The following is a 22,353-nucleotide window of genomic DNA, read 5'->3' as shown; positions in this document are numbered from 1 at the left end:
CGCGACTCCTATTACGAGGTCAGCAGCAAAATATAGAAATGGCCCTAGTACTCGGAACGGCGCCAATTCTCGTTATTTTTTCAAAATACCAATCATTAGACATAGAATGCCAGCCGCTACCCAGAGAAATTTGCTATAGGACAGCTTGTCTGCGAGCCCTACCAAACCAATCGTCGTAGTCGCAATCAAAATAAGCGGCCCTACAAGCGCCAAAGAGGAATTGACGACCAGCGCCTTGTCGATCTGATTGAGTTTAAGCATAATAATTGCCGCGCAAATTTCGATGGTTCCCGAGGCAAGGCGCAAGGAGGCCATTGCCAGCACGATTTTATTCAGCATAAAAATCCACCTCCACCCTTGTCCAGCCGACCTGTTTCTAGCTTATGCAGCAGACCTCTGCGTTCATAACCACTGTAGCCCGGGACACATGCCCAGAAGGATGTGCATATATTGCAGGCATAAGGCTAGGAGAAGTTAAGGTAAGAAAGGCGGATAATGACATGCAGGTTGAGGTCATATCAAGCGTGAATGAAGCCAGCCAGGCGCGCTTTCATCATAAAACAGCCATCGTTGTTGATGTATTGCGGGCTGGCAGCACGATTGTGACGGCGCTTGCGGCCGGGGCCGAAGCCATCGTTCCGGTGGAAACGGTCATGGAGGCCAAAGCAGCACAGATGGCGGGGGATTTATTAGGGGGAGAACGATTTTGCCGAAAAATATCCGGCTTTGACCTTGGCAATTCGCCTGACGAATATGAAGCCCCTGCGGTACGCGCCCGCCGTATTATATTAACTACAACGAACGGAACACGCGCGCTGCAAAAGTCCGCCCGTGCCGATTACGTATTGACAGCAGCGCTAATGAACGCCGCTGCCTGTGCCCGTGCGGCGCTAGCGCTGCGGCGCGATGTCGTCATTTTATGCGCGGGCTATAATGATGCGTTTGCTGCCGAGGATGGCTTTGGCGCCGGGCTGCTGCTTGAACGGATGACGCAGGCAGGCATGAACGCTTTGGAACTGGATGACTTCGCACTCGCTATGCTGGGCTTCTATCGCAGCCGCAGTGCTTTCGCACTCGAAACACTCGCCTCTGGCGCAACTGGCAAGCGGCTGCTTAAGCTTGGTCTCCAGCGGGACATTGAGGCATGCGCAGAAGTCGATATTTTTAAAGATGTTCCCATACTGCAAGGAGAGAAGCTTGTGCTGCTGACGCGCTGATTGCACCATAAAAAAAAGGCAGACTACGGCGAGAAAATCACCCGCTAGTCTGCCCTATTCTCGCTGTATACTGCTACTCCAGCACAAGCGACTTATTGATATATTTATTTTCTATTATTTTGCAATTCATACGTTCGATCGTTGACTCGTCTTTAGGGATTGGCGCGAATCTATAGAGCAACAGCCATCTGAGGCACGCAATAGCTTCAAAGATTAGTAATTCTTCCTTATCAAATTCACTTTGTGACAAATACGTTTTTTGGAATACCGCGGCTAGTTGCTCCCCATTGTATAAATAAATTAAAAAGCTCGTCCAGGCAAAATCATATCTGGTATCCCCTAGTTGTCCATTGGTCCAGTCAATTATCGTGTACTTCCCTTGATTTTCTACTACGTTGCCTAAGTTGAAGTCACCGTGGATAAATGTATTTTGCTGCAAATCCGAGCCATTAATTAGCTCTATTAAATCCGCTTGGATATCTGGATGCTCTTCAATTTGCGGGTAAAAATAACTAATAAAATCGTATTTTCTATGAAGCCGAGGATCTAATTTCTGGTCGGATACTTTATGGATGTCCAACAATAAATGAGCCAAATTCTCTACATGCTGATTTTTTACTTGGGAAAGCGGGCTGCCATCATAGCTGGTTAACAGCGCTTTATGCCCAGAAGCGGTATAACCCCATCCGTAAGCAGTAGAAACAGAAATGCCTATATTTCGAAGCACTTGCAGCAGAATATATTGAAAATGCACATCTGGATCGGAATCCTTGTTCCATATTTTTAGAACGAAGCTGTCCGCAACAGACGAAAATTTCCACACATTAGCCTCCAGTCCACCCGGCATGCTGCTGCAGGCTAGTTCTTGTTTCAGCAGCTCATTCATGAAGCTCGTGCTGTCAGCCCAAATCATCTCACTTAAGCATTCCAATCCAATCACCCCTTCCTTTAGATTAATCATATCTGATCCTAGCTGATCGTACTACTCTATATGTCCCCCAAGACGCAAAAAAAGGCAAAGAGCGTTTGCTCCTTGCCTTTTCCCCTATGTCTCTTGCGTTTATGCAAGTCGTCTAACGGCGATCCTGCGGCCCGCCAACGAAAGCTTGCTCAGCTGTATCCAAACCATATGCCGTATGCAGCGCACGAACCACTTCTTGCAGTGGTTCAGCATCGATAACGCAGGAAAGTCTGATTTCAGACGTGCTGACCATCTTAATGCTGATGCCCAGACCCGAAATCGCTGCGAACATCGTAGCAGCAACGCCTGGATTGCTGACCATGCCAGCGCCGACGATTGAAACTTTAACCAAATTGTCTTCGGAAGTTACTTTGCTGTAAGGGAGCTCTCCGTGCAGATTTTCAATGACTGCAACCGCTTTGTCTTTATCATCGAGCGAAAGCGTGAAGGAGAAGTCGGCTGTGCCGTCCTGTACGCCGCTTTGCACAATAATATCTACATCCACGCCATTGTTTGCAAGCGCGCCAAATACTGTCGCGAGCACGCCTGGCAAATCTGGAACGCCCAGAATGCTGATTCTAGCTACATTTTTATCGAATGCAATACCGCGAACGACAGCGCCTTGTTCCATCGTTACTTCCTCCTTTACACTTGTACCTTCGTTGTAGGTAAAGCTTGAACGAACGACCAGCTTTACATTGTTATGCTTTGCGTATTCAACCGCGCGCGGATGAAGCACAGCAGCTCCCAGATGGGCAAGCTCCAGCATTTCATCATACGAAATTTCATCCAGCTTGCGAGCGCATTTCACAACGCGCGGATCGGTCGAATAAATGCCGTCCACATCGGTGTAAATCTCGCACACATCCGCTTTAACCGCAGCTGCCAGTGCAACCGCCGTCGTATCGGAGCCGCCGCGTCCCAGCGTCGTAATGTCGCCATCCTCTGACATGCCTTGAAAACCGGCTACGATGACAATATGACCAGCATCCAATTCCTTGAACATGCGATCCGTACGAATATCTGTAATTTTCGCCTTGCTGTGAACAGCATCTGTACGAATTCCCGCCTGCCAGCCTGTCAACGAAACGGCGTGGTGTCCCAGCTGGTGAATCGTCATCGACAAAAGCGCTACCGATATTTGCTCGCCAGTCGTAAGCAGCATATCCATCTCGCGCGCTGGCGGATTAGGATTAAGCAGCTTCGATTGGTCGATCAAATCATCCGTTGTATCCCCCATTGCTGATACGACAACAACAACACGGTTTCCCGCCTGCCTATTTTCAATAATTCGTTTTGCTACCCGTTGCATCCGCTCCGGCGTTCCCACCGAGCTTCCGCCAAACTTCATCACTATCAACGACAAAGCGGACTCACTCCCAACCTTGACATATACATACAAGTCAATATTATAGCACAACCACAACACATCTGGGTATATCCCATCACAAAAATACAAGCAACCTTCACAGCTTAAGCATGCTATTTGGAAACGTCGGTGTCGAAATATTTCGTTGAAATTTCCGAATGAGTACCGTCCTTTTTCATATCTGCAAGCGCCCCGTTGACGGCTAGAACAAGCTCATCATGCCCTTTCGTAAACAGAGCGCCGCTTGCCGTTGCCTCCGACATTTCATCCACAATTTTGAGCGGCATCTCTGGCTGGCGATGCAATAAATCCAAATACGTTAAACCATCATTTACCGTTGCATCTACTTCTCCTGTCAGCAGCAAAGATATCGCCTCATCAAAGCCTGTGGTAGGCACAATTTCCGCGCCGTACCGCTGTGCGATATCAAGCAAATTGCTTCGCAGCGCTTGCGCCGCCTTTTTCCCGTTTAAGTCCGAAAGCTTCTTAATGTCCGTATTATCCCGCTTCACAATTAGCACAATATGGGAGTAAATATAAGGATCGGAAAACTGATATTGCTCCAGTCGATCCTCCCGAATGCTGACTTGATTAAAAACAACATCAAATTTGTTCGCATCCAGTCCCGTAAATATTTCATCCCATGGCGTTTCGATAAATTCAGGCTCCACGCCAATACGTTTGCTGATTTCCTCAGCTATCTCTACATCGAATCCGACAAGCTTGCCGTTTTCGTCATGATAAGTAAATGGGGCATACTTTCCTTCCGTTCCAATACGCAGCTTGCCCTTTGCTTGAACAGCCTCCAAGGCGTTTTGTCCACTAGGCGCGGCCGCCTCCGCACTTGCAACCGGCCTAATCATTTCTTGCCGCTCCGGCCCCGTGCCGCATGCCACCAGCACAAACCAACAGGCCAGCAGCAGAAAAACAAAGCTTTTTCTTGCCATTCACTCTACTCCTCTACGTCGTCGCTAGATGCATGAGCTTAACTATTATATTGAATGTTACAATAGCAAGCCTTTATCCATCAATGCTTTTTACGAGAAAAATGAGAAGTTCGTGTGAAGTTATGCCCAATTTTGAAAAAAGCTGCTCCAAGGGGTGTTGCCCCTTGAAGCAGCTGCTTGCCATCTCCTATGCGCGGGAAATGTATTTTCCTTCGCGTGTATCGATCAACAGCACATCATCCTCATTGATGAACAATGGAACTTGTACGTTGTGTCCCGTTTGAAGCTTAGCATTTTTAGTTGCGCCGGTAGCCGTGTTGCCTTTAATGCCTGGCTCCGTCTCAATAACTTTCAGCTCAACGCTGTTCGGCATTTGAATACCGATGATTTCGCCTTGGTAGCTCGAGATGTTTACCGTCATATTCTCGATCAGGAAGTTGATTTCCCATTCCAGCTGCGATTCATTCAGTTCGAACTGATCATAAGTTTCGTTGTCCATGAACGTGTACTCGGAACCGGAGTTGTACAAGTATTGTACAGCACGGTTTTCGATGATCGCACGAGCAAGCGACTCGCCAGCACGAAATGTTTTTTCAACAACGTTGCCGTTGCGGAGGTTTTTCAGCTTGGAGCGTACGAATGCCGCGCCTTTGCCTGGCTTAACGTGCTGGAAATCGGTTACGGAGAAAATATCTCCATCTACTACAATTGTCAATCCTGTTTTAAAATCATTCACTGAAATCACTGCTGATTACCTCCTGGGATTAGAAAAATAGCATGCTTGATCGTGCCCTTTTACCACTGTTACCACAAATCAGCCTAAAGTGAGAAACTCCTTAGTCGATGCGGTTAATATTTTAATACCGGTGTCCGTAATTACGATGTCATCCTCAATCCTTACTCCGCCGAAACCGGGGAGATAGATGCCAGGCTCAACCGTTACCGTCATACCGGGGGTTAAAATCGTTTCGCTAAGCTTGGACAAACGCGGAGCTTCATGAACTTCCATGCCGAGTCCGTGTCCGGTGCCGTGACCGAACTTGTCGCCATAGCCGTATTTTGTGATGACATCGCGCGTCAACGCATCCGCAGCACGTCCTGTCATACCCGGACGGATATGAGCAAGGGCATTCAACTGCGCTTCCAGCACAATGTCATAAATTTCGCGATGCTTGTCCGTTGGCGTGCCAACGACAACCGTACGCGTAATATCAGAGCAATATCCTTTTAGATAGGCGCCGAAATCCAGCTTCACGAATTCATTGTTGCCAATGATTCGCTCGCTTGCCTTGCCATGCGGCAATGCCGAGCGCTCTCCGGACGCTACGATCGTCTCAAACGAGGATGAATGAGCACCGTGGCTGCGCATGAAAATTTCCATCTCCAGCGCAATATCGCTTTCCTTCACGCCAGGCTGAAGCAGCTTCTGAATATGCGTAAACGTCGCGTCCGCCAGATCAGCAGCCTCTTGCATCACTTGCAGCTCCGCTTCATCCTTAATCATGCGCAAGCCTTCAACTAGACCCGATACCGGATGAAGGGCGATATCGCCAAGCACAGCCGTCCAATCGGCGAATTCGCCATAAACGACATGCTCCTGCTCAAAGCCCAGCTTGCTGATTTTTCTCGCTTTCAACAGCTCTTTCACCGTTTCCATCGCTTTAGGCGCATGTTCAACAATTTCATAGCCGATCGCCTGCTCGGGAGCCTGCGTCATATAGCGGAAATCGGTCAGCAAAATGCTGTCGCTTAACGTAATGAGGACCATACCAGAGGAGCCTGTAAATCCACTTATATAACGGCGATTATATTCGCTGTTAATAAGAATAGCATCCAGACCCAGCTCCGCAAGGGCGCTGCGCAAGCGATTCACTCTTTCCTTTGACATTTATGTTCATCCCCTTTCCGTTTATTTAAGAAATTTTCAGTTTGCGGACAAGCGCCGCAAGGCCAAGCTCGTAGCTCTGTGGACCGAAGCCGGCAATTTGCCCGACCGCTACAGGTGCAATAACCGAAACGTGACGGAATGCCTCGCGCGTATGTATGTTGGACAAATGCACCTCAACTACAGGAAGAGCTACCGTACTGAGCGCATCGCGCAGCGCATAGCTGTAATGCGTAAGCGCACCGGGATTAATAAGTATGCCATCCTCTGCGCCATAAGCGCTATGTATCCGATCAATAAGGGCACCCTCATGGTTGGATTGGAAAAAATCCAGCTGTACATTCAGACCCTTAGCCTGCTCCAGCAAATTAGCCTCAATATCAGCAAGCGTAGCCGATCCATAAATTCCTGGCTCCCGAACGCCAAGCATATTCAGATTCGGGCCATTAAGCACCAGAATTTTGAGCATTTGCACACCTCCCTAACGGACAAATTCATGCTAAAGACAAAGATCAATTGCCATTTTACCACATATGCCCGCCCCTTGAGAAGGGACAACTATTCAGCTTGCTTGCAAAGGCTCTCGGGACGCCTCGTCCGTAAATTCAAAAGCAATGGTGTAGCCGATAAAAACACCCCATAACAAAAAGACACAAAGCTCGGCACTGAGCGTATTCCAGCCTGATTTCCACACCGATCGGGTCACATGGAGAAGCGGCCCTAAAGCAAGAAAAATGATTGCCCACCAGACAAGCCCGTAGAGCAGGCCAGGCCACGGGCCTTTTAGCTTGCGGAATAACAGTCCGTATAGCAGAGCAGCAATCATTGAAAAAATAATGTAACTGCCAATACCCACCACAAGGCCCCAGCCCGACTTCAAAAAGGAGGAGCGGAAAAACGGGTCCGCCAAAATGCCTGGCAGCTCCAGCGTAAATTTCATTTCATAAAAAAACCAGCGTAAAACGCCCCAAATCAGTCCGGCAAAAAAGCCCGTCGATAAGCAATACGTCCAAATATTCGTATGATGCTTGCCTTCATATGGATTACCTTCATCTCCGGCGGTACGTCTATTTTGTTTATTTTCTGCCATCGTTTCCTTCGCCTCCAAACTTGAGATCATCCTTCGCTTCCTAACTAAAAGAAGCCATGATTTAGTATGTGAAAAAAAGCATAGAAGTAACCGCCTCGCTTGGCAGCTGTTTATGGATGCCCCGTGCAGCTCAAACGTTGGCAATTGCCGCACTGATCAAGTACAATAGAACTATTCGCAAGAAAATGAAACAAATTGATTCGTCACCTGATCGGGACGATACACTTTTAAGGAAGGTGACCAACACTTGTCGCAAAAATCCAAAAGCATTTATGGAGGACAAGCTGTCATTGAAGGCGTCATGTTCGCAGGAAGCCATGTCAATGTTACAGCTGTTCGCCGCAAAAATGACGAAATTATCTTTTATGAGGTTCCGCGGACGACGAAGCGCTGGATACAGCAGCTGAAAAAAATTCCGATTGTGCGCGGGGTTGTCGGCATAATAGATTCCAGCGCCAAAGGCTCGCAGCATTTGAATTTTTCCATGGAAAATTACGCGGAGGATGAGGCGCAGGAAGAAGCCGCTAAAAATCCCGAAGCACAGCCGAAGCCTGAAAAGGAGCAAAAGTCTGGTTTCAGCCTTAGCATGATAGTCGGCGTTGCCGTGGCTGGCGTCCTGTCGTTTATTTTCGGCAAGCTGATTTTCACCGCAGCTCCCGCTGCGCTGGAAGAACTATTGTTCAGCAACGTATTTGAGAGCAAAATTGGTCATAACCTATTAGAAGGACTTATCAAAATCATTTTATTGCTTGCTTATCTGTACCTGATGTCGCTGACGCCGATTATCAAAAGACTGTTTCAATATCATGGCGCCGAGCATAAAGTAATTAGCGCCTATGAAGCTGGCGAGAAGCTGACGATCAGCAATGTGCAAAAATACAGCCGCCTGCACTATCGCTGCGGCAGCAGCTTTATTATTTTCACCGTCATTGTCGGCGTTATTATTTATTCACTGCCTTTCTTCACTTGGGATTCCATATGGGAACGAATTTATATTCGTATTTTGCTGCTTCCTCTTGTTCTTGGTATTTCTTATGAGGTGCTGCGCATTACAAATGCGCTGCGCAACATACCCGTGCTGCGCTACCTCGGTTACCCGGGCCTATGGCTGCAATTGCTGACAACGAAAGAGCCAAAGGACGATCAGGTTGCCGTATCGATCGCTTCCTTCAACCGGATGCGCGAGCTCGATCAACAAATGTCCAATATTAAAGCGTAAGGGCGGAATGATTATGGCAAACAGGCCTAAAAAATGGAGCGTGCCGGCTATTATTATTATGTCTTTGCTTGGCATCGGAGTTATTTATGGCGTTTTGACAGATATGCGTTCATTCCTTATCCCCATTATCGTATTCGGCCTCATTTATGTGCTCTACAAGTTTCCGCCTGACCGCTGGAGAGGCCGTTCCGGCTCTGCTTCGCCTCAGGCGCGCCCAGGCAACCGCTCACAGCCTGCCAAACGCCCGAAATCGCAGCGTACGCCGTTCCGCGTTATCGAAGGCGGCAAGGAAGATGATGATCTGCCGAAGTATCATTAGGCCGTTCTAGCGGGCACTAGCAACTAGCAGACAATTAAAAAGAGCGTGACTCCCTTTTTACGGGGGTCACGCTCTTTTTGCAGGTACCTGCATCAGCTTGCGTTTCACAACATATTTGCATAATCACTCATTATCGAGCTCAGCGCGAACCGCTTTAAGAGCGTCTAATCGGGAGGGATCGCGTTCAAAGAAAGCGACGAGCGTCTCAATGCAGGTAATCGAATCCCAGCTTAAATGATGCTCAATGCCTTCGACATCTTGATAAATATTCTCATCTTGGACGCCGATAATGGCCAAAAATGATTCCAGCAGATGGTGGCGCTCCACAAGCCGCTTGCCCATCTTCTTGCCTTTTGTCGTTAATACAAGACCACGATATTTCTCATAAATTAAATAGTTATCTTTATCGAGCTTTTGAATCATCTTCGTCACTGACGAAGGGTGAACCTCCAGCCCTTCCGCAATATCCGACACTCTCGCGTAACCTTTTTCGTCTATGAGCTTATAAATTCGTTCCAAGTAGTCTTCCATGCTCGGTGTCGGCATTGAAGAACCCCCTAACCCAACTTCTTTCACCTTGTTTCCTCGGCGTTACTTTAGTATCATACACTGTTTTGAAACCTGTCTGCAACCTTAAGGACAATCCGGGGTACACAATAATTAATGACATTAGCGATTGCGGCATTTCTTGAAATATAAGAATTTATAAGTTTCACATTTATCATTAGGCTTATATTTCTCGGACTGAAACGTGCTGCACCGCCAGAGGACGGCTTTCGGCCGTTTCACCTTGCAACTCCCAGTTTGAAGCCCTTTCCTTTGTCGCATATTATAGCGTAAGCTTCTTATTTTGAAGCATCAAAGCAAAGGAGGGTGCGGCCCATGGCTTCCACCGTAGAGGAGCGTCCGAAAGCAGTGCTGAAAAGCTTATCCTTCGTTCCCGAGCTCGTCTATTTTGAGCCGGATGCGCTCAATTATCCGAAAGGCAAGCGCATTTATGACTGGGTTCAAAAGGAAGGCATTCCTTTCCGCATGACCAGCTCGCATAACCGGATTACCAATTTGCCCGGTGAAACCGAGCTGGAAAAATACCGGATTGCCAAACGAACACTTGTCGTCGGCATTCGCAAAACGTTAACCTTCGACACGTCCAAGCCTTCAGCGGAATATGCTATTCCCATTGCCACCGGCTGCATGGCGCATTGCCATTATTGCTATTTGCAGACGACGCTTGGCGCCAAGCCCTATATTCGCGTTTACGTCAACATCGATGATATTATGGACGCGGCCAAGCAATACATCGACGAGCGAGCACCGGAAATCACTCGCTTCGAGGCAGCCTGTACGTCCGATCCCGTCGGGCTGGAGCCGATTACAGGCAGTCTGCACGAGCTCATTGAATTTATGGCGGAGCAGCCTCTTGGCAGACTGCGCTTCGTCACCAAATTTCATCATGTGGATTCCCTGTTGGATGTTAAGCATAATGGCCATACTCGCATTCGCTTCAGCGTCAACAGCAAATACGTGATTAAAAATTTCGAGCCGGCCACCTCGCGCTTCGAGCAGCGGATTGAAGCCGCAGCCAAGGTAGCTAAAGCCGGTTATCCGCTCGGCTTTATCATTGCGCCGATTATCTGGTATGACGGCTGGGAGGAAGGCTACGCCGAGCTGCTCGCATCGCTAGCAGAGGCTCTGCCTGAGGAGGCAAAGCAAGCCGATCTGACCTTTGAGCTCATCCAGCACCGCTTTACGAAAACAGCAAAAAATGTAATAGAGCGCCGTTATCCGCGCACGAAGCTGGAAATGGATATTGAGAAGCGCAAATACAAATGGGGTCGCTGGGGACAAGGAAAATACGTCTATCCTACAGAACAAGCAGATGCGCTCCGATTGTTTATATCAGAGCGCATCTTTGAGCATTTTCCACAAGCGAAAATTGAATATTTCACTTAAGAATTAAAGCTTTAGACTTAAAACTTCAGCCAATCCGGCGTTATGAGGTTAAGCCACGACGTAATTTGCGTCATTTGATCCGTGAAGAGCATAATGCCGAGCACAATCATAATCGCTCCGCCCACCTTCATCACCGTATTCGTATATTTCAGCAGCCATCTCGCTGAGCCAAGGAAAAAGGCTAATACGAAAAAAGGAATGGCGAAACCTAGAGCATATGCCGTTGTCAGCTTAAACCAGGTATTCGGCTCGGATGCCGCCAATGCCAGAATGGCCGTTAAGGCAGGACCTGTGCATGGCGACCACCCGGCCGAAAATCCGATACCAAAAATAAACGAGCCCAAATAGCCCGTTTTTTTCGAAGGATCGAAAGGCAGCTTGCGCGTCTTCATTAGCAATTGCGGCTGAAAAACACCGAGCAGGAACAGCCCCATCAGCACAATCAAAATCGCCGATAATTTGCGAATGAGCGGCTCATACTCACTGAAGGTTTCCGCGAACACATTCGTGCCGTAGCCAAGCGTGTAATACACCGTACAAAAACCGATAATGAAAAACAGCGTATGCAGCATCGTGCGGGAGCGCATATGCTTGCTCGTATGCTCATTATTTTTGAGATCGCTGACAGAAATACCGGTTATGTAAGACAAATAAGATGGATACAAGGGCAAGCAGCATGGAGAGATAAAGGAGGCAAAGCCAGCCCCGAGTGCGAGCCAAATATTAATATCGTTCACCGTACAGCACCTCGATTTTGATTAACTCCCTGTTCTAATTCCCCGCTTGAACAGCAAGAGGCCCAGCAAAATAACAATCAACAGAAGCACGATCGTGCCGCCAGGAGCCAAGTTCCAAATCCCTGCAATCATCAAGCCGCAAATAACGGCAATTTCACCAATAATGACGACGGTAATAATGCTCTGCCGAAAGCTGCGCGCAATAATAAGACTGCAAGCCGCTGGAATCGTCAGCAGCGCAGACACAAGCAGCGCTCCAACAATTTTGATGGAAGCACTAATGACAAGCGCGGTTAGCACGCTAATCATAACATTATAAAAACGGACCGGCAACCCGCTCACCGCTGCTGCATCCTCGTCAAATGTGAGCAAAAACAGCTCCTTCACCTGCAGCCTGATGGCTACAAGAACGACAACCGTTACAACGGCAATCGTAATTAAATCGATATTGCTCAGCGTATAAATGCTGCCAAATAAATAGCCGGTGACATTGACATTAAAGCCCTTGCCCATTGTAAACAATATTGAAGCCAGCGCAACGCCTCCCGACATAATAATCGCAATTGACAGCTCGGCATAGGATTTATAAGCTTTCCTCAGCTTTTCGATTGCGAATGAAGCCGCAACAGCGAACAGCAAGCCTACTGCAACTGGATATACCCCAATTAAGAAACCAAGCGCAACACCTGCAATGGATACATGCGACAGCGTATCGCCAATCATGGACAAACGGCGCAGCACGAGAAAAATGCCCATCAGCGGTGCTGTCACTCCGATAAGCAAGCCGCCAATCAGCGCCCTTTGAAAAAATTCGCTAGTAACGATCTCCAACCTGAACAACCTCTTCTCTGCTATCCATTTCCTGACGAAGCCCGCGCAGGCTGTGAGTCAGATCATCTTGCGCACAATTTTGCAAATCATGCGAATGCTTTTTATAAAATTTCAGCTTGCCGCTTTGCGCCGCCTGATGCAGCCCCAAATAAGTGCGGATCATCTCCATATCATGGGACACCATGAGAAAGGTGATGTTGTGATGCTGATGCATATGCTTGATCATATGGAAGAAGCTTTCCTGCGTCTCGGCGTCGATCCCCACTGTAGGCTCATCCAAAATGAGCAGCGACGGATTGTTAATGAGCGCCCGCGCCAAAAAAGCACGCTGCTGCTGGCCGCCGGATAGCTGGCCGATTCGCTTGTCCGCCAAATCCTCAATTTTCATCGCATGCAGCGCATCATCTGCCTTTAAGTGATCGCTCTTCGTTATGCGGCGAAACAGCTTATTGCGGCCGTATAGACCGGATATCACCACTTCACGAACCGTAGCTGGAAAAAGCGGATTAAATGCATTTTTTTGCGGCACATAACCGATTTTTTCCCATGCCTTAAACTGGCCTACAGGCTCGCCGAATAAACGAATGACGCCGCTCTCAGGCCTCAGCAAGCCGACAATCATTTTGAGAAGTGTCGTTTTTCCCGCACCGTTCGAGCCAATCAGCCCGATAAAATCACGCTCGCGAACGCTCAGATTAAGCCCCGTAATGACGCGCTGCTGCTGGTACGAGAAGGTAACGCCCTCCAGCGAAATAATATCCTGATGGCAGTCTCCTGCTGGGCCAGGCAGCAAGTCCGTTTCCGGTCGCATCTCTGTCATTTGTTGCATCCTGTCAACCTCCCTTGCCTTTTACTATATTGCTATACTTCCCTGATTATATCATTTATACAGCACCGTATACCTAGAGACTGCGACGAAATAAAGTACCGTTAATTTCCTCGCAGCTCCTTATTGCAGTGCTTTCAGAAGATTTTGCAAATTCGCTTCCATGAGCGTAATGTAGGTATCGCCGTTTTTCTCCTGCTCTGGCGTCAGCCCTTCTACCGGATTCAGCATCAAGGTGTCTACCTTCGCTTCACTCGCGAGCGTATCAGCAAGCGCTGGAGATACAAGCTCCTCGAAGAAAATATAGCGAATGCCATTTTCCTTCACAAATTTGGCGATGTTAAGCAAATCCTGCGCTCTAGGCTCTGCATCAGCCGATAATCCCATTATAGCCGTTTGCGTCAAGCCGTAGTCGCGGGCCAAATAACCAAATGCCTGATGGGATACCACAATGTCCTTCATCGATGTCTTGGACAGCTCCTGCTCGAACTTCGCATCGAGTGCTGCAAGCTTGCTATGCAGCGCTTCATAGTTCGCCTCATATTCGGTTTTGTGGGCACTGTCCACTTGAATGAGGCTGTTTTTCACATTTTCAGCCATAATGATTGCCGATTTTGGGCTGACCCAAGTATGAGGATCGACATCCAAGGCGTGCTCATGATCATGCTCATCCGCAGCCGCTCCTTCTGCCTCATCGCTGTGCTCGTCATGCTCCGCATGTTCTTCATGCTCGGCATGCTCCTCTGCCGTTTCTCCGCTGTGGTCATGCTCTTCTTTTGGATTTCCTTGAATCAGCTCTACGCCCTTGCTCATTTCGGCGGTAATGATCGTTTGATCGTTAGGCAATCCCTTCAGAAAGCTGTCCGTCCAGCCTTCCAGCCCTGCGCCATTGTACAGAAACAGCTGCGCTTTGGAGGCGGTGCTCAGATCCTGGCTTTTCGGCGTCCAGTCATGCGGCTCCACACCTGCCGGAATTAGATTGACGACATTGACATATTCTCCGCCAATTTCTGAGGCAAAATAATAGAGGGGATAAAAACTAGTCACGACATTCGTCTTGCCTTCTACGATAGAAGACTTCGAATTGCTGCCGCAGGCGGACAGCACAAGTACAACAGACATGAATAAAGCGGCCATAGCCGTTATTTTCTTGCTTGAAAATAAATTTTTCATTTCGCAAATGCTCCATTTCTGTAAAAACCGTTTTCTTTTAAAATATAAGAATTTATAAGTTTTACACTTATCATTAGGCTTATATTTCTCGTAGTGAAACGCGCTGCGCCGCCAAAGGACGGCGACAGCCGTTTCACCTTGCTAATCGTTATGATTACGTTCAGATTATACGAGTGCTTGGCATCACTGTCAACTGCTATTCGTAGGTTCCCTGTCTCTTCTAAGCAGATCACCAAGCGAGTATGGCCGTTATGTGTCTATTCCGCCCCCACTTCCCTCATAGGATAAAAAGAGAACCGCAGCGGATTAGCTCCGTACGGTTCCCTCCTATACTGCATTCCCTTTTATTTCACAACGGCGCCGTTCGGCATATCGTCCGGCACTGTCGCCAGCGTTAGCTGGTCGCCGTGCGACGCAGCAAGAATCATCCCCTGCGACAGCTCTCCACGCAGCTTCACCGGCTTCAAGTTCGTAACGCAAATCACTTTGCGGCCGACAATCGACTCCGGCGTATAAAATTTCGCAATGCCCGATACGACTTGGCGCTGCTCATAACCGAGATCGAGCTGCAGCTTCAGCAGCTTGTCGGCTTTCTTCACGGGCTCGGCAGCGATGACCTGTGCCACTCGCAGCTCTACCTTGGCGAAATCGTCGATGCCGATTTCTTCCTTGCTCTCCACCGGAGCCGCGTCTGCTGCGGCTCCTTCCGCTCCAGCGCCAGCCGCTTGCTGCGCAGCTTCTGGCTGCGCTTCCGCCTTGGCTGCGCCGCCGCCCATCTCGGCTGCGATAAAAGCAACCTCATCCGCCGTCTCCAGGCGCGGGAACAGCGGGCTGTCCTTCTGCACCCGCGTACCTGCCGGCAGCTGTCCAAACGTACGCATGCTCTCCCATGACGTCAGCTCGCCCGGCTGAATGCCGAGCTGCTTCCATAGCTCGCGCGGCGCATGCGTCAGGAACGGCTGGAGCATGATCGACGTGATGCGCAGCGCCTCTGCCAAATGCTGCATAACCGCAGCCAGCTCTGCGCGCTTTCCTTCATCCTTCGCCAGCGTCCACGGCTGCGTCTCATCAATATATTTGTTCGTCCGGCTGACGAACTGCCAGATCGCTGCGAGCGCAACGGAAAACTCCATGTTTTCCATCGCAGCTTCCACAGAAGCAATCGTATCCTGCGCCAGCGCTTCAAGCGAAGCGTCGAATGGCGTGATTTGTCCAGCGTAAACTGGAATCTCGCCGTCGAAATATTTATCAATCATCGCAACGGTACGATTAAGCAAATTGCCAAGGTCATTCGCGAGATCAAAGTTAATGCGCTCGACGAAGTTTTCCGGCGTAAAGGTGCCATCCGCGCCGAAAGGCACCTCGCGCAGCAAATAATAACGGACTGCATCGAGGCCATAACGGTCGATTAGCATGACAGGGTCTACGACATTGCCTTTGGATTTCGACATTTTGCCGTCCTTCATGAGCAGCCAGCCATGGGCAAATACCTTTTTCGGAATCGGCAGGTTGAGCGCCATGAGCATAATCGGCCAATAAATCGTATGGAAGCGAACGATTTCCTTGCCCACAAGATGGACATCCCCCGGCCAGAAGCGCTCATATTTAGCGACAGCCTCGGGATCATCGCTGCCATAGCCAAGCGCCGTAATATAGTTGGACAAAGCATCGATCCACACATAAATGACATGCTTCGGATCTCCAGGCACTTTAATTCCCCAATCGAAGGTCGTACGCGATACGGCAAGATCCTCCAAGCCCGGCTTGATGAAATTGTTGATCATTTCATTTTTACGCGATTCCGGCTGAATAAAGTGAGGATTGTCCTCATAAAGCTTAAGCAGACGATCCGCATATTTGCTCATCCGGAAAAAATAGCTTTCTTCCTTAACCAGCTCTACCGGACGACCGCAATCCGGACAATTGCCATTTTCAAGCTGGCGCTCTAGGAAAAAGGATTCGCACGGTGTACAGTACCAGCCTTCATACGTGCCCTTATAAATATCATCCTGCTTCAGCAGCTGATCGAAAATTTTCTCAACGACCTTCTTATGGCGCTCCTCCGTCGTGCGAATAAAATCATCATTGGAGATTTCCAGCTTTGACCACAAGCTTTTAATGCCGACAACGATATCATCGACGAATTGCTGAGGCGTCTTGCCTTGCTCCTGTGCCTTGCGCTCGATTTTCTGTCCATGCTCATCGGTTCCAGTCAAAAACCAGACGTCGTAGCCGCGCAGCCGCTTGTATCTTGCCATCGCGTCGCCCGCCACCGTCGTATACGCATGCCCTATGTGCAGCTTGTCGCTCGGATAATAAATCGGCGTTGTCAAATAAAACGTTTTGTTGTCATTCGCCATTTCAGCAGCCTCCAAATTTTCGATTCAAAAACACATAAAAACGCAAAAAACTCCCGTCCAACATGGGACGAGAGTATAAAACTCACGTGGTACCACCCAAATTCCCCTTGCATCTTCTCCTCATTTGCAGAAAAATGCAATGGCTTCGTGTGCCGCCGATTGAAGGCGGACAATACCGTTAACGCCGGTCAAACGCTGCCCTCTTACCCGCTGCCGACTGGTCAAGCCCAGCCACCCGCGCTGCTCAAAGACAGATCCTCCAGGACCATATTCCAACTTTGCCCGTACCGGCTCGCACCTTATTGCCCGGCTCTCTGCGACGCAGCTTCCATTGTACTTATCCATTCATCAGACTCATATATGACAAAATATACCGAACCGCCAGCCCTTCTGTCAAGTAGGCCGATCCCCGTTGCTCTGCTTTCCGCCTTTTACAGGGGGAACCGGATCATAGCCACCGGCGTGAAACGGGTGACAGCGGCTAATTCGCCGAGCTGCAAGCCATGAGCCTCTTAGCACGCCATGCATCTCGATGGCCTCCAATGCGTAGGCGGAGCAGGTTGGAGCAAAGCGGCAGGAAGGCGGCAAATGCGGTGAAATCGCTTTGCGGTAAAAATGAATCGGCGCCTGAAATACGCGTCTGGCAACAGGTCTTTTTTCCATTAGCTTTGAGCCGCTGCTGCTTCTTCCTGGTCACAGTCTTTACAATAACCGAATACTTCAAACTTGTGCTTGACGATTCGGAAGTCAGCGGGCGCCGTTGTCTGTTCCATTGGGCAGCACATAATCGGGTACGTTTTGCCGCAGTTCAGACAAATCATATGATGGTGATGATCATGCTCGCGGCAATGAAGCTTGAACTTCACACCCTCCTCGAACACCACCTGCTCCAGTACGCCCAGCTCCTCCATGACGCGCAGGTTGCGGTATACTGTATCAAAGCTAAGTCCGGAGTAGGACTTGCCCATGTATTCATATACGTCCTTAGGAGCCAAATAGCCTGGCGATTCTGCAAATAGCTTAGCAAGCGTCTTGCGCTGGTCAGTAATACGCAAACCTTGGCTCGACATGATTCTCACAATATCCTCAATCGTATTCGTATGTGAATGTGCATGTGTACTCATGCGACAAACCTCCTGCTTCTGAAATTCTCTCTCTCCCAATAATGCCGAAAAAAAAGACTCTCGTCAATGAGAGCCTTCCTGCCGCTGCTATTTTAACCGTTCAACCGCATATTAATAAGGAAGCTGGCGACCATCGCGACAAACAAAATCAGGCTGATAATTCCAAATGTCAGTCGCATTTTGTGCGCCTTGCGAAGCTTGCCGCCGCTACCCGCTTCCAGCTTGGCGAGCGTATAAGAGCGCTGCATAAATAGAAATAAAATTAATGAAGCTACAAAAAACATATTAACAATAAACCATACTGCTGTCCAAAACATATCGACGCCTCCTCTAACCGCAAAATCCCTGGGCTACAGGAACCATCGATTTAATATCCACATAAATACAACGAAGCTGACAACTGCCCCACCGATGCACATCCAACCGGAACGGAACCGCTGCCCGAACATACGCATAATGCCAAAGCTCAGCAATCCGAAAATGAGCAGCAAAAAAACAACGCCCAATATAAATAATGTTGCCGAGACATTGCTGACATCAACTAAACTCACGCGATACACTCCCCCATAACATTTCTATCTAGCATTATAAGGGATTTGCCCTGCATAAAGCCAGTGTTAACGATAGGCGTGCCGCCACTTTCCTACCATAAGTAACGAATTTGTCACGTTTGATTGAACTTACCGAATGAATGTCTCAGATAATGGTGGGACTTTCTGAATTCAATCTTCAGAATTACTTCAGAAATACTTCAGAAATACATTATTAAAATCCGAAGATTTATCAAGTATGCTAGAAGTAGTACTTACCATGAAGGATGCTTTGCCTTGGGTCACGTTTATGCTGCAGGAAATATCGTCTATACTTACGGAATACGCTTGCTGTGGAGCACCCTCGCACAGACGGCAGCCACCCTCATCCGATTATTTCTGCCCAATCAGAAAGCGATTTAAAGGAGATAGAAGCATGACAATGACCATATTAGTAGCTGAAGATGAACAGGAAATTCGCGACGTCCTTCACATTTATTTGCGCAATGAAGGCTATCAGGTGCGGGAAGCACAGGACGGTACGCAGGCTTTGCAAATGGTTCAGCAAGAAAATATTGACCTAATTATTCTCGATATTATGATGCCTCATTTAGATGGCATTCAAGCTTGCCTCAAAATCCGTGAAATATCGAATGCGCCTATTATTATGCTCTCTGCGAAAGGGGAGGATCTCGATAAAATTATGGGTCTTTCCACGGGCGCAGATGATTATGTAACGAAGCCATTCAACCCTCTGGAGCTGATTGCCCGGGTAAAAGCCCAAATCAGGCGGCAGCAATTCACTTCCAGCAAGCCCGTCATAAATGACTCTGAAATAGCTATGGATGAGTTGGTTATTAATCGGGACCAGCATAGCGTTGTCGTGCGCGGCCATGAAAAATCGCTTACCCCTATTGAATTTTCCATTTTGGAATTGTTAGCGATGCACCGGGGACAGGTTTTTAACGTCGATAAAATCTATCAAAGCGTGTGGAAGGAACATACCGCCTTTTATTCCGAAAATACGGTTATGGTTCATATACGCAATATTCGAGAGAAAATTGAGGTCAATCCTAGAGAGCCGCAATATATTAAAACGGTCTGGGGAGTGGGATACAAAATTGAAAAATAAGCTATGGACATATTTAGACGGTAAAAAAAGCATTCGCGTCCAGATGCTTTGGGCTTTTATTTTCAGTCTTATACTTGCTGCTTTATTCAGTACGATCTATTCCATGCAGCGTCCCCAATCAGGCTTTATTTATAAATTTTTGCCTATTGGCATTTTTGTACTCTCTTTTTGGATCAGCTTCTTATTAATGACCCGTCGTACGATCCGTTATTTCAAAACAATTACTTACGGCTTGAAAGCGATGTCCTATGGGAATTTAAGCTACCGGATTCCGTTATCCAGCCAGGATGAATTAGGTCATGTAGCACAAAATATCAATGATATGGCGGAACAATTGCAAAGCAAGCTAGAGTGGGAGCGACAGCTGGAAAAATCCAAAATGGATCTGATCACCTCTGTTTCGCATGACCTGCGTACACCGCTGACCAGCATTATCGGCTATCTGGATTTATTGAAAACCCAGTCCTTCCAAAATGCTCAGGAGCAAGAAAGGTATATCGATAATGCTTATAACAAAACCCAGCAGTTGAAAAAGCTAATTGACGATTTATTCGAATATACTCGGCTTAGCGACCCGGATGTCCATTTAACTTTTCAGAAAATCGATTTTAACAGATTATTGGCGCAGCTTGTTACTGAATTTGAGCCTGTAGCTCAGGAACAGAACATTGCAATCAAAAAAGCGCTGCCTGATATACCTGTCATAGCTCTCATGGATACCGGAAAAATAGTCAGAGCAATCGACAATTTATTAATGAATGCCTTGAAATTTTCCGTAAAGCCCGGAGAAATCACCATACAGCTTTTTGTTCAAGATGGAAGAATTACATTAAGCGTCGAGAATGTGGCCCAACCGATTACGAAGGAGCAGGAGGATCAACTGTTTGAGCGATTTTATAAATTGGAGCCCTCCCGCAGCCATGTCCATATGCCTGTCGGCTTTGGCCTCGGTTTATCGATTGCCAAACATATCGTCGAGCTGCACAATGGACGAATCTGGCTTAACCATCATCAGGGGCATTATGCGTTTTACGCCGAATTTAAACAACCATAGCAGCTTTAAGCTCCCAGCTCGCTCTTCATAGTATCTTGCCTGTTACCCCATCGACTTTTTACGGCAAACATACACAAATGCGGGAGGCACGTTTAAGGGCACAAATGTAATTTTTTCAATTTCAAAATGCTCTTTAAGCTGCGATCTCATCTGCAAGGAATATTGAAAAGCAATGAATAGACCGTCATCTTTAAGGGATACGATAATTTGCTCCATCAGCTTGTCTCGCATCGTTTGTGGGAAGTTGGAAAATGGCAGTCCGCTAATAATGCAGTCCAACTGCTTGATCGCTTCAGTATGCAGCGACGCCTGGAGATAGCAGCTGTCCTCATAGCTTGAAAATCCGGGATATTGCTCCTGCAATTGTTCACGCATATAAGGATCTTTTTCAAAAAGAATAACCTTGGTGGCCTTCATTTTGGCTGATTGAATGTATTTGGTTATCGCACCAGTACCGGCTCCCAGCTCCGCAACACTCGTTGCTTTGTTCCATGGGACTGATTCCAGCATTTTTTTCGCAAGAAATTTTGAGCTTGGCGTTACACTGCCGATTTGTCTGGGCGAGCGCAAAAACTTATTTAGAAAAAGCAGTTTCCCCTGTTTCCAACCGTTTACATTTATCATCATCGTATCCCCCTTTATTTCACTGTCCTTATGCTATCCAAAAAATCTGAATATAAAGTGAGGGGGAAACTAAAGGAATTCTGAAGATTCAATAGTTATGGAGAATACCCTTTAAACTTGGTATATCCTAGAGAATTTTATAAAAGAAACACTTGAACAACCGCGGTTTCGCAAGCTAAATCGGGGTCATGTTACGGTGCTCCCATTTTACGAGAGTTATGGGATCGCTTCGACTTGTCTTTACTTCTCATGCAGTCAGGAATCTCTAATCGTAGTGACGTTCCACCATGGTTACTTTGTTTTATGTATGTCATTGGGCTGGTTTCGAATTGTCTCTCCGTTAATCAGATGGCGTCACTAGCTTCGAAAGATGCCCTATTTGCCATCATGTTTAAGTCTTTCACGGTGACTCAGTATACGATGAGCCGATTTTTCTCAGCTTCGTATGACTGGGCTCAGCTGGTGTATGATCTGGTTGTGATTCAAGCTGTCCTTCACAATGGCCTGGAATACCCGCTATCCCATCGTTTTTGGACACAAACAAAAGATAATTCTGGATTAACAAAATACGATTTAGCCAAGTAGATGTTGTTACAACTACGCGAATCGGTGACCTGTTTACTTTGGGTGGCGATGGACCGATGATATTTTACGGCAAGCGCTGGCGTATTGAGGTTTTCTTTCGTATGGCCAAACAAGATCTCGCTATGGCAAGTAAACAAAGAAAAAACGAGTGATGAGAGCTGCACCCACGGTGAAATGGTTCGCGGACTCTTCAAAACTCGTTGACAGGTTCGAACACGGAACAACAAGGGCACTGAACAAATTTATATTGAGTATGACCTAGAAGTACGCCGTTTTGCAAGTATGAAGTCATCCTTTTGGCCGAAAAGACTGCCTATGACGTTATGGCCCGTTTATTCAAGCATAGGATTTCACAATTTCCAATTAATTCAGCGAACTGCATAAGTCATGCGTGATTGATTTTAAAACTAATATATG

At 47.7% G+C, this 22,353-nt stretch carries 26 protein-coding genes; 6 read left to right on the top strand and 20 right to left on the bottom strand.

The genetic code is table 11. The annotated features are described in order from the left end of the window. Positions 1–72 precede the first annotated feature (72 nt). Entirely contained in the window at positions 73–339 is a 267-nt protein-coding gene (locus AC50YG_RS00320; RefSeq protein ID WP_341278270.1) for a YqhV family protein, read from the bottom strand. Between the two features lie 161 nt (positions 340–500). Between AC50YG_RS00320 and AC50YG_RS00315 the strand changes: the two genes are divergently transcribed. Continuing rightward, positions 501–1,217 (top strand): 2-phosphosulfolactate phosphatase, encoded by a 717-nt coding sequence (locus tag AC50YG_RS00315; protein ID WP_494823958.1) that lies wholly within the window; start codon positions 501–503, stop codon positions 1,215–1,217. A gap of 73 nt (positions 1,218–1,290) precedes the next feature. Here the strand turns inward: AC50YG_RS00315 and AC50YG_RS00310 are convergent, their stop codons facing one another. The 7 genes from AC50YG_RS00310 to AC50YG_RS00280 form a co-directional block, all read right to left on the bottom strand. Continuing rightward, positions 1,291–2,178: an aminoglycoside phosphotransferase family protein gene (locus AC50YG_RS00310; RefSeq protein WP_494823957.1), complete on the bottom strand. Its 888-nt coding sequence runs from the start codon at positions 2,176–2,178 to the stop codon at positions 1,291–1,293. A gap of 112 nt (positions 2,179–2,290) precedes the next feature. Further along, positions 2,291–3,544, bottom strand: coding sequence for an aspartate kinase (locus AC50YG_RS00305; protein WP_473757636.1), 1,254 nt, complete (start codon positions 3,542–3,544; stop codon positions 2,291–2,293). A 116-nt stretch (positions 3,545–3,660) separates the two neighbouring features. Then, positions 3,661–4,494, bottom strand: coding sequence for an amino acid ABC transporter substrate-binding protein (locus AC50YG_RS00300; RefSeq protein ID WP_494823955.1), 834 nt, complete (start codon positions 4,492–4,494; stop codon positions 3,661–3,663). Positions 4,495–4,681: 187 nt separating this feature from the next. Further along, positions 4,682–5,239: an elongation factor P gene (gene efp / locus AC50YG_RS00295; RefSeq protein WP_473757638.1), complete on the bottom strand. Its 558-nt coding sequence runs from the start codon at positions 5,237–5,239 to the stop codon at positions 4,682–4,684. 69 nt (positions 5,240–5,308) lie between these two features. After that, positions 5,309–6,382: a M24 family metallopeptidase gene (locus tag AC50YG_RS00290; protein ID WP_494823953.1), complete on the bottom strand. Its 1,074-nt coding sequence runs from the start codon at positions 6,380–6,382 to the stop codon at positions 5,309–5,311. 25 nt (positions 6,383–6,407) lie between these two features. Next, positions 6,408–6,848 (bottom strand): type II 3-dehydroquinate dehydratase, encoded by a 441-nt coding sequence (gene aroQ, locus AC50YG_RS00285; RefSeq protein ID WP_494823951.1) that lies wholly within the window; start codon positions 6,846–6,848, stop codon positions 6,408–6,410. A gap of 93 nt (positions 6,849–6,941) precedes the next feature. Further along, entirely contained in the window at positions 6,942–7,499 is a 558-nt protein-coding gene (locus AC50YG_RS00280; protein ID WP_494823949.1) for a YqhR family membrane protein, read from the bottom strand. A 271-nt stretch (positions 7,500–7,770) separates the two neighbouring features. Here AC50YG_RS00280 and AC50YG_RS00275 point away from each other — a divergent pair, with 271 nt between their 5' ends. Both AC50YG_RS00275 and AC50YG_RS00270 read left to right on the top strand, forming a co-directional pair. Continuing rightward, positions 7,771–8,688, top strand: a complete 918-nt coding sequence (locus tag AC50YG_RS00275; RefSeq protein WP_473758002.1) for a DUF1385 domain-containing protein — start codon at positions 7,771–7,773, stop codon at positions 8,686–8,688. Positions 8,689–8,701: 13 nt separating this feature from the next. Continuing rightward, positions 8,702–9,007 carry a hypothetical protein gene (locus AC50YG_RS00270; protein ID WP_473757642.1) on the top strand — a complete coding sequence of 102 codons (306 nt, stop codon included), beginning with the start codon at positions 8,702–8,704 and terminating at the stop codon, positions 9,005–9,007. Positions 9,008–9,130: 123 nt separating this feature from the next. Here AC50YG_RS00270 and mntR read toward each other — a convergent pair whose 3' ends face one another. Next, positions 9,131–9,553 carry a transcriptional regulator MntR gene (gene mntR / locus AC50YG_RS00265; RefSeq protein ID WP_341278281.1) on the bottom strand — a complete coding sequence of 141 codons (423 nt, stop codon included), beginning with the start codon at positions 9,551–9,553 and terminating at the stop codon, positions 9,131–9,133. A gap of 336 nt (positions 9,554–9,889) precedes the next feature. Between mntR and splB the strand changes: the two genes are divergently transcribed. Beyond that, entirely contained in the window at positions 9,890–10,960 is a 1,071-nt protein-coding gene (gene splB, locus AC50YG_RS00260; protein WP_494823947.1) for a spore photoproduct lyase, read from the top strand. A 17-nt stretch (positions 10,961–10,977) separates the two neighbouring features. On the opposite strand, the gene AC50YG_RS00255 is transcribed toward splB, so the two are convergent. From AC50YG_RS00255 to AC50YG_RS00210, 10 genes are all read right to left on the bottom strand, one after another. Next, complete coding sequence (locus tag AC50YG_RS00255) at positions 10,978–11,697, bottom strand: cytochrome c biogenesis CcdA family protein (protein WP_338551858.1); 720 nt, start codon at positions 11,695–11,697, stop codon at positions 10,978–10,980. 21 nt (positions 11,698–11,718) lie between these two features. Next, a complete protein-coding gene (locus AC50YG_RS00250; RefSeq protein ID WP_473757644.1) occupies positions 11,719–12,528 on the bottom strand; it encodes a metal ABC transporter permease in 810 nt (269 codons plus the stop codon). Continuing rightward, complete coding sequence (locus AC50YG_RS00245) at positions 12,512–13,357, bottom strand: metal ABC transporter ATP-binding protein (RefSeq protein ID WP_494823945.1); 846 nt, start codon at positions 13,355–13,357, stop codon at positions 12,512–12,514. The genes AC50YG_RS00250 and AC50YG_RS00245 overlap by 17 nt, the downstream gene beginning before the upstream one ends. Positions 13,358–13,477: 120 nt before the next feature. After that, positions 13,478–14,527: a metal ABC transporter solute-binding protein, Zn/Mn family gene (locus AC50YG_RS00240; protein WP_494823943.1), complete on the bottom strand. Its 1,050-nt coding sequence runs from the start codon at positions 14,525–14,527 to the stop codon at positions 13,478–13,480. Positions 14,528–14,871: 344 nt separating this feature from the next. Then, the gene (gene metG, locus AC50YG_RS00235; RefSeq protein WP_494823942.1) at positions 14,872–16,887 is read right to left on the bottom strand and encodes a methionine--tRNA ligase; all 2,016 of its coding nucleotides are present in this window, start codon (positions 16,885–16,887) and stop codon (positions 14,872–14,874) included. A 120-nt stretch (positions 16,888–17,007) separates the two neighbouring features. Continuing rightward, positions 17,008–17,232: a hypothetical protein gene (locus tag AC50YG_RS00230; protein WP_473757648.1), complete on the bottom strand. Its 225-nt coding sequence runs from the start codon at positions 17,230–17,232 to the stop codon at positions 17,008–17,010. Positions 17,233–17,280: 48 nt separating this feature from the next. Further along, a complete protein-coding gene (gene yidD, locus AC50YG_RS00225) occupies positions 17,281–17,550 on the bottom strand; it encodes a membrane protein insertion efficiency factor YidD (protein ID WP_494823939.1) in 270 nt (89 codons plus the stop codon). After that, the gene (locus AC50YG_RS00220; protein ID WP_338551865.1) at positions 17,550–18,011 is read right to left on the bottom strand and encodes a Fur family transcriptional regulator; all 462 of its coding nucleotides are present in this window, start codon (positions 18,009–18,011) and stop codon (positions 17,550–17,552) included. The genes yidD and AC50YG_RS00220 overlap by 1 nt, the downstream gene beginning before the upstream one ends. A 92-nt stretch (positions 18,012–18,103) precedes the next feature. Next, entirely contained in the window at positions 18,104–18,328 is a 225-nt protein-coding gene (locus tag AC50YG_RS00215) for a hypothetical protein (RefSeq protein ID WP_494823937.1), read from the bottom strand. Between the two features lie 33 nt (positions 18,329–18,361). Then, positions 18,362–18,562 carry a hypothetical protein gene (locus AC50YG_RS00210; protein ID WP_338551867.1) on the bottom strand — a complete coding sequence of 67 codons (201 nt, stop codon included), beginning with the start codon at positions 18,560–18,562 and terminating at the stop codon, positions 18,362–18,364. A gap of 415 nt (positions 18,563–18,977) precedes the next feature. Here AC50YG_RS00210 and AC50YG_RS00205 point away from each other — a divergent pair, with 415 nt between their 5' ends. Further along, entirely contained in the window at positions 18,978–19,673 is a 696-nt protein-coding gene (locus tag AC50YG_RS00205) for a response regulator transcription factor (protein WP_494823934.1), read from the top strand. Further along, on the top strand, positions 19,663–20,727 hold the full coding sequence (locus AC50YG_RS00200; protein ID WP_494823932.1) for a sensor histidine kinase: 1,065 nt from the start codon (positions 19,663–19,665) through the stop codon (positions 20,725–20,727). The genes AC50YG_RS00205 and AC50YG_RS00200 overlap by 11 nt, the downstream gene beginning before the upstream one ends. Positions 20,728–20,769: 42 nt before the next feature. On the opposite strand, the gene AC50YG_RS00195 is transcribed toward AC50YG_RS00200, so the two are convergent. Continuing rightward, entirely contained in the window at positions 20,770–21,351 is a 582-nt protein-coding gene (locus AC50YG_RS00195; RefSeq protein ID WP_494825240.1) for a class I SAM-dependent methyltransferase, read from the bottom strand. Between the last annotated feature and the right edge of the window lie 1,002 nt (positions 21,352–22,353).

The sequence above is a fragment of the Paenibacillus sp. J31R34 genome, from assembly GCF_059383715.1.
Note: the sequence above shows the minus strand (reverse complement) of the source record. Positions and strands in the feature narration are given on the sequence as shown.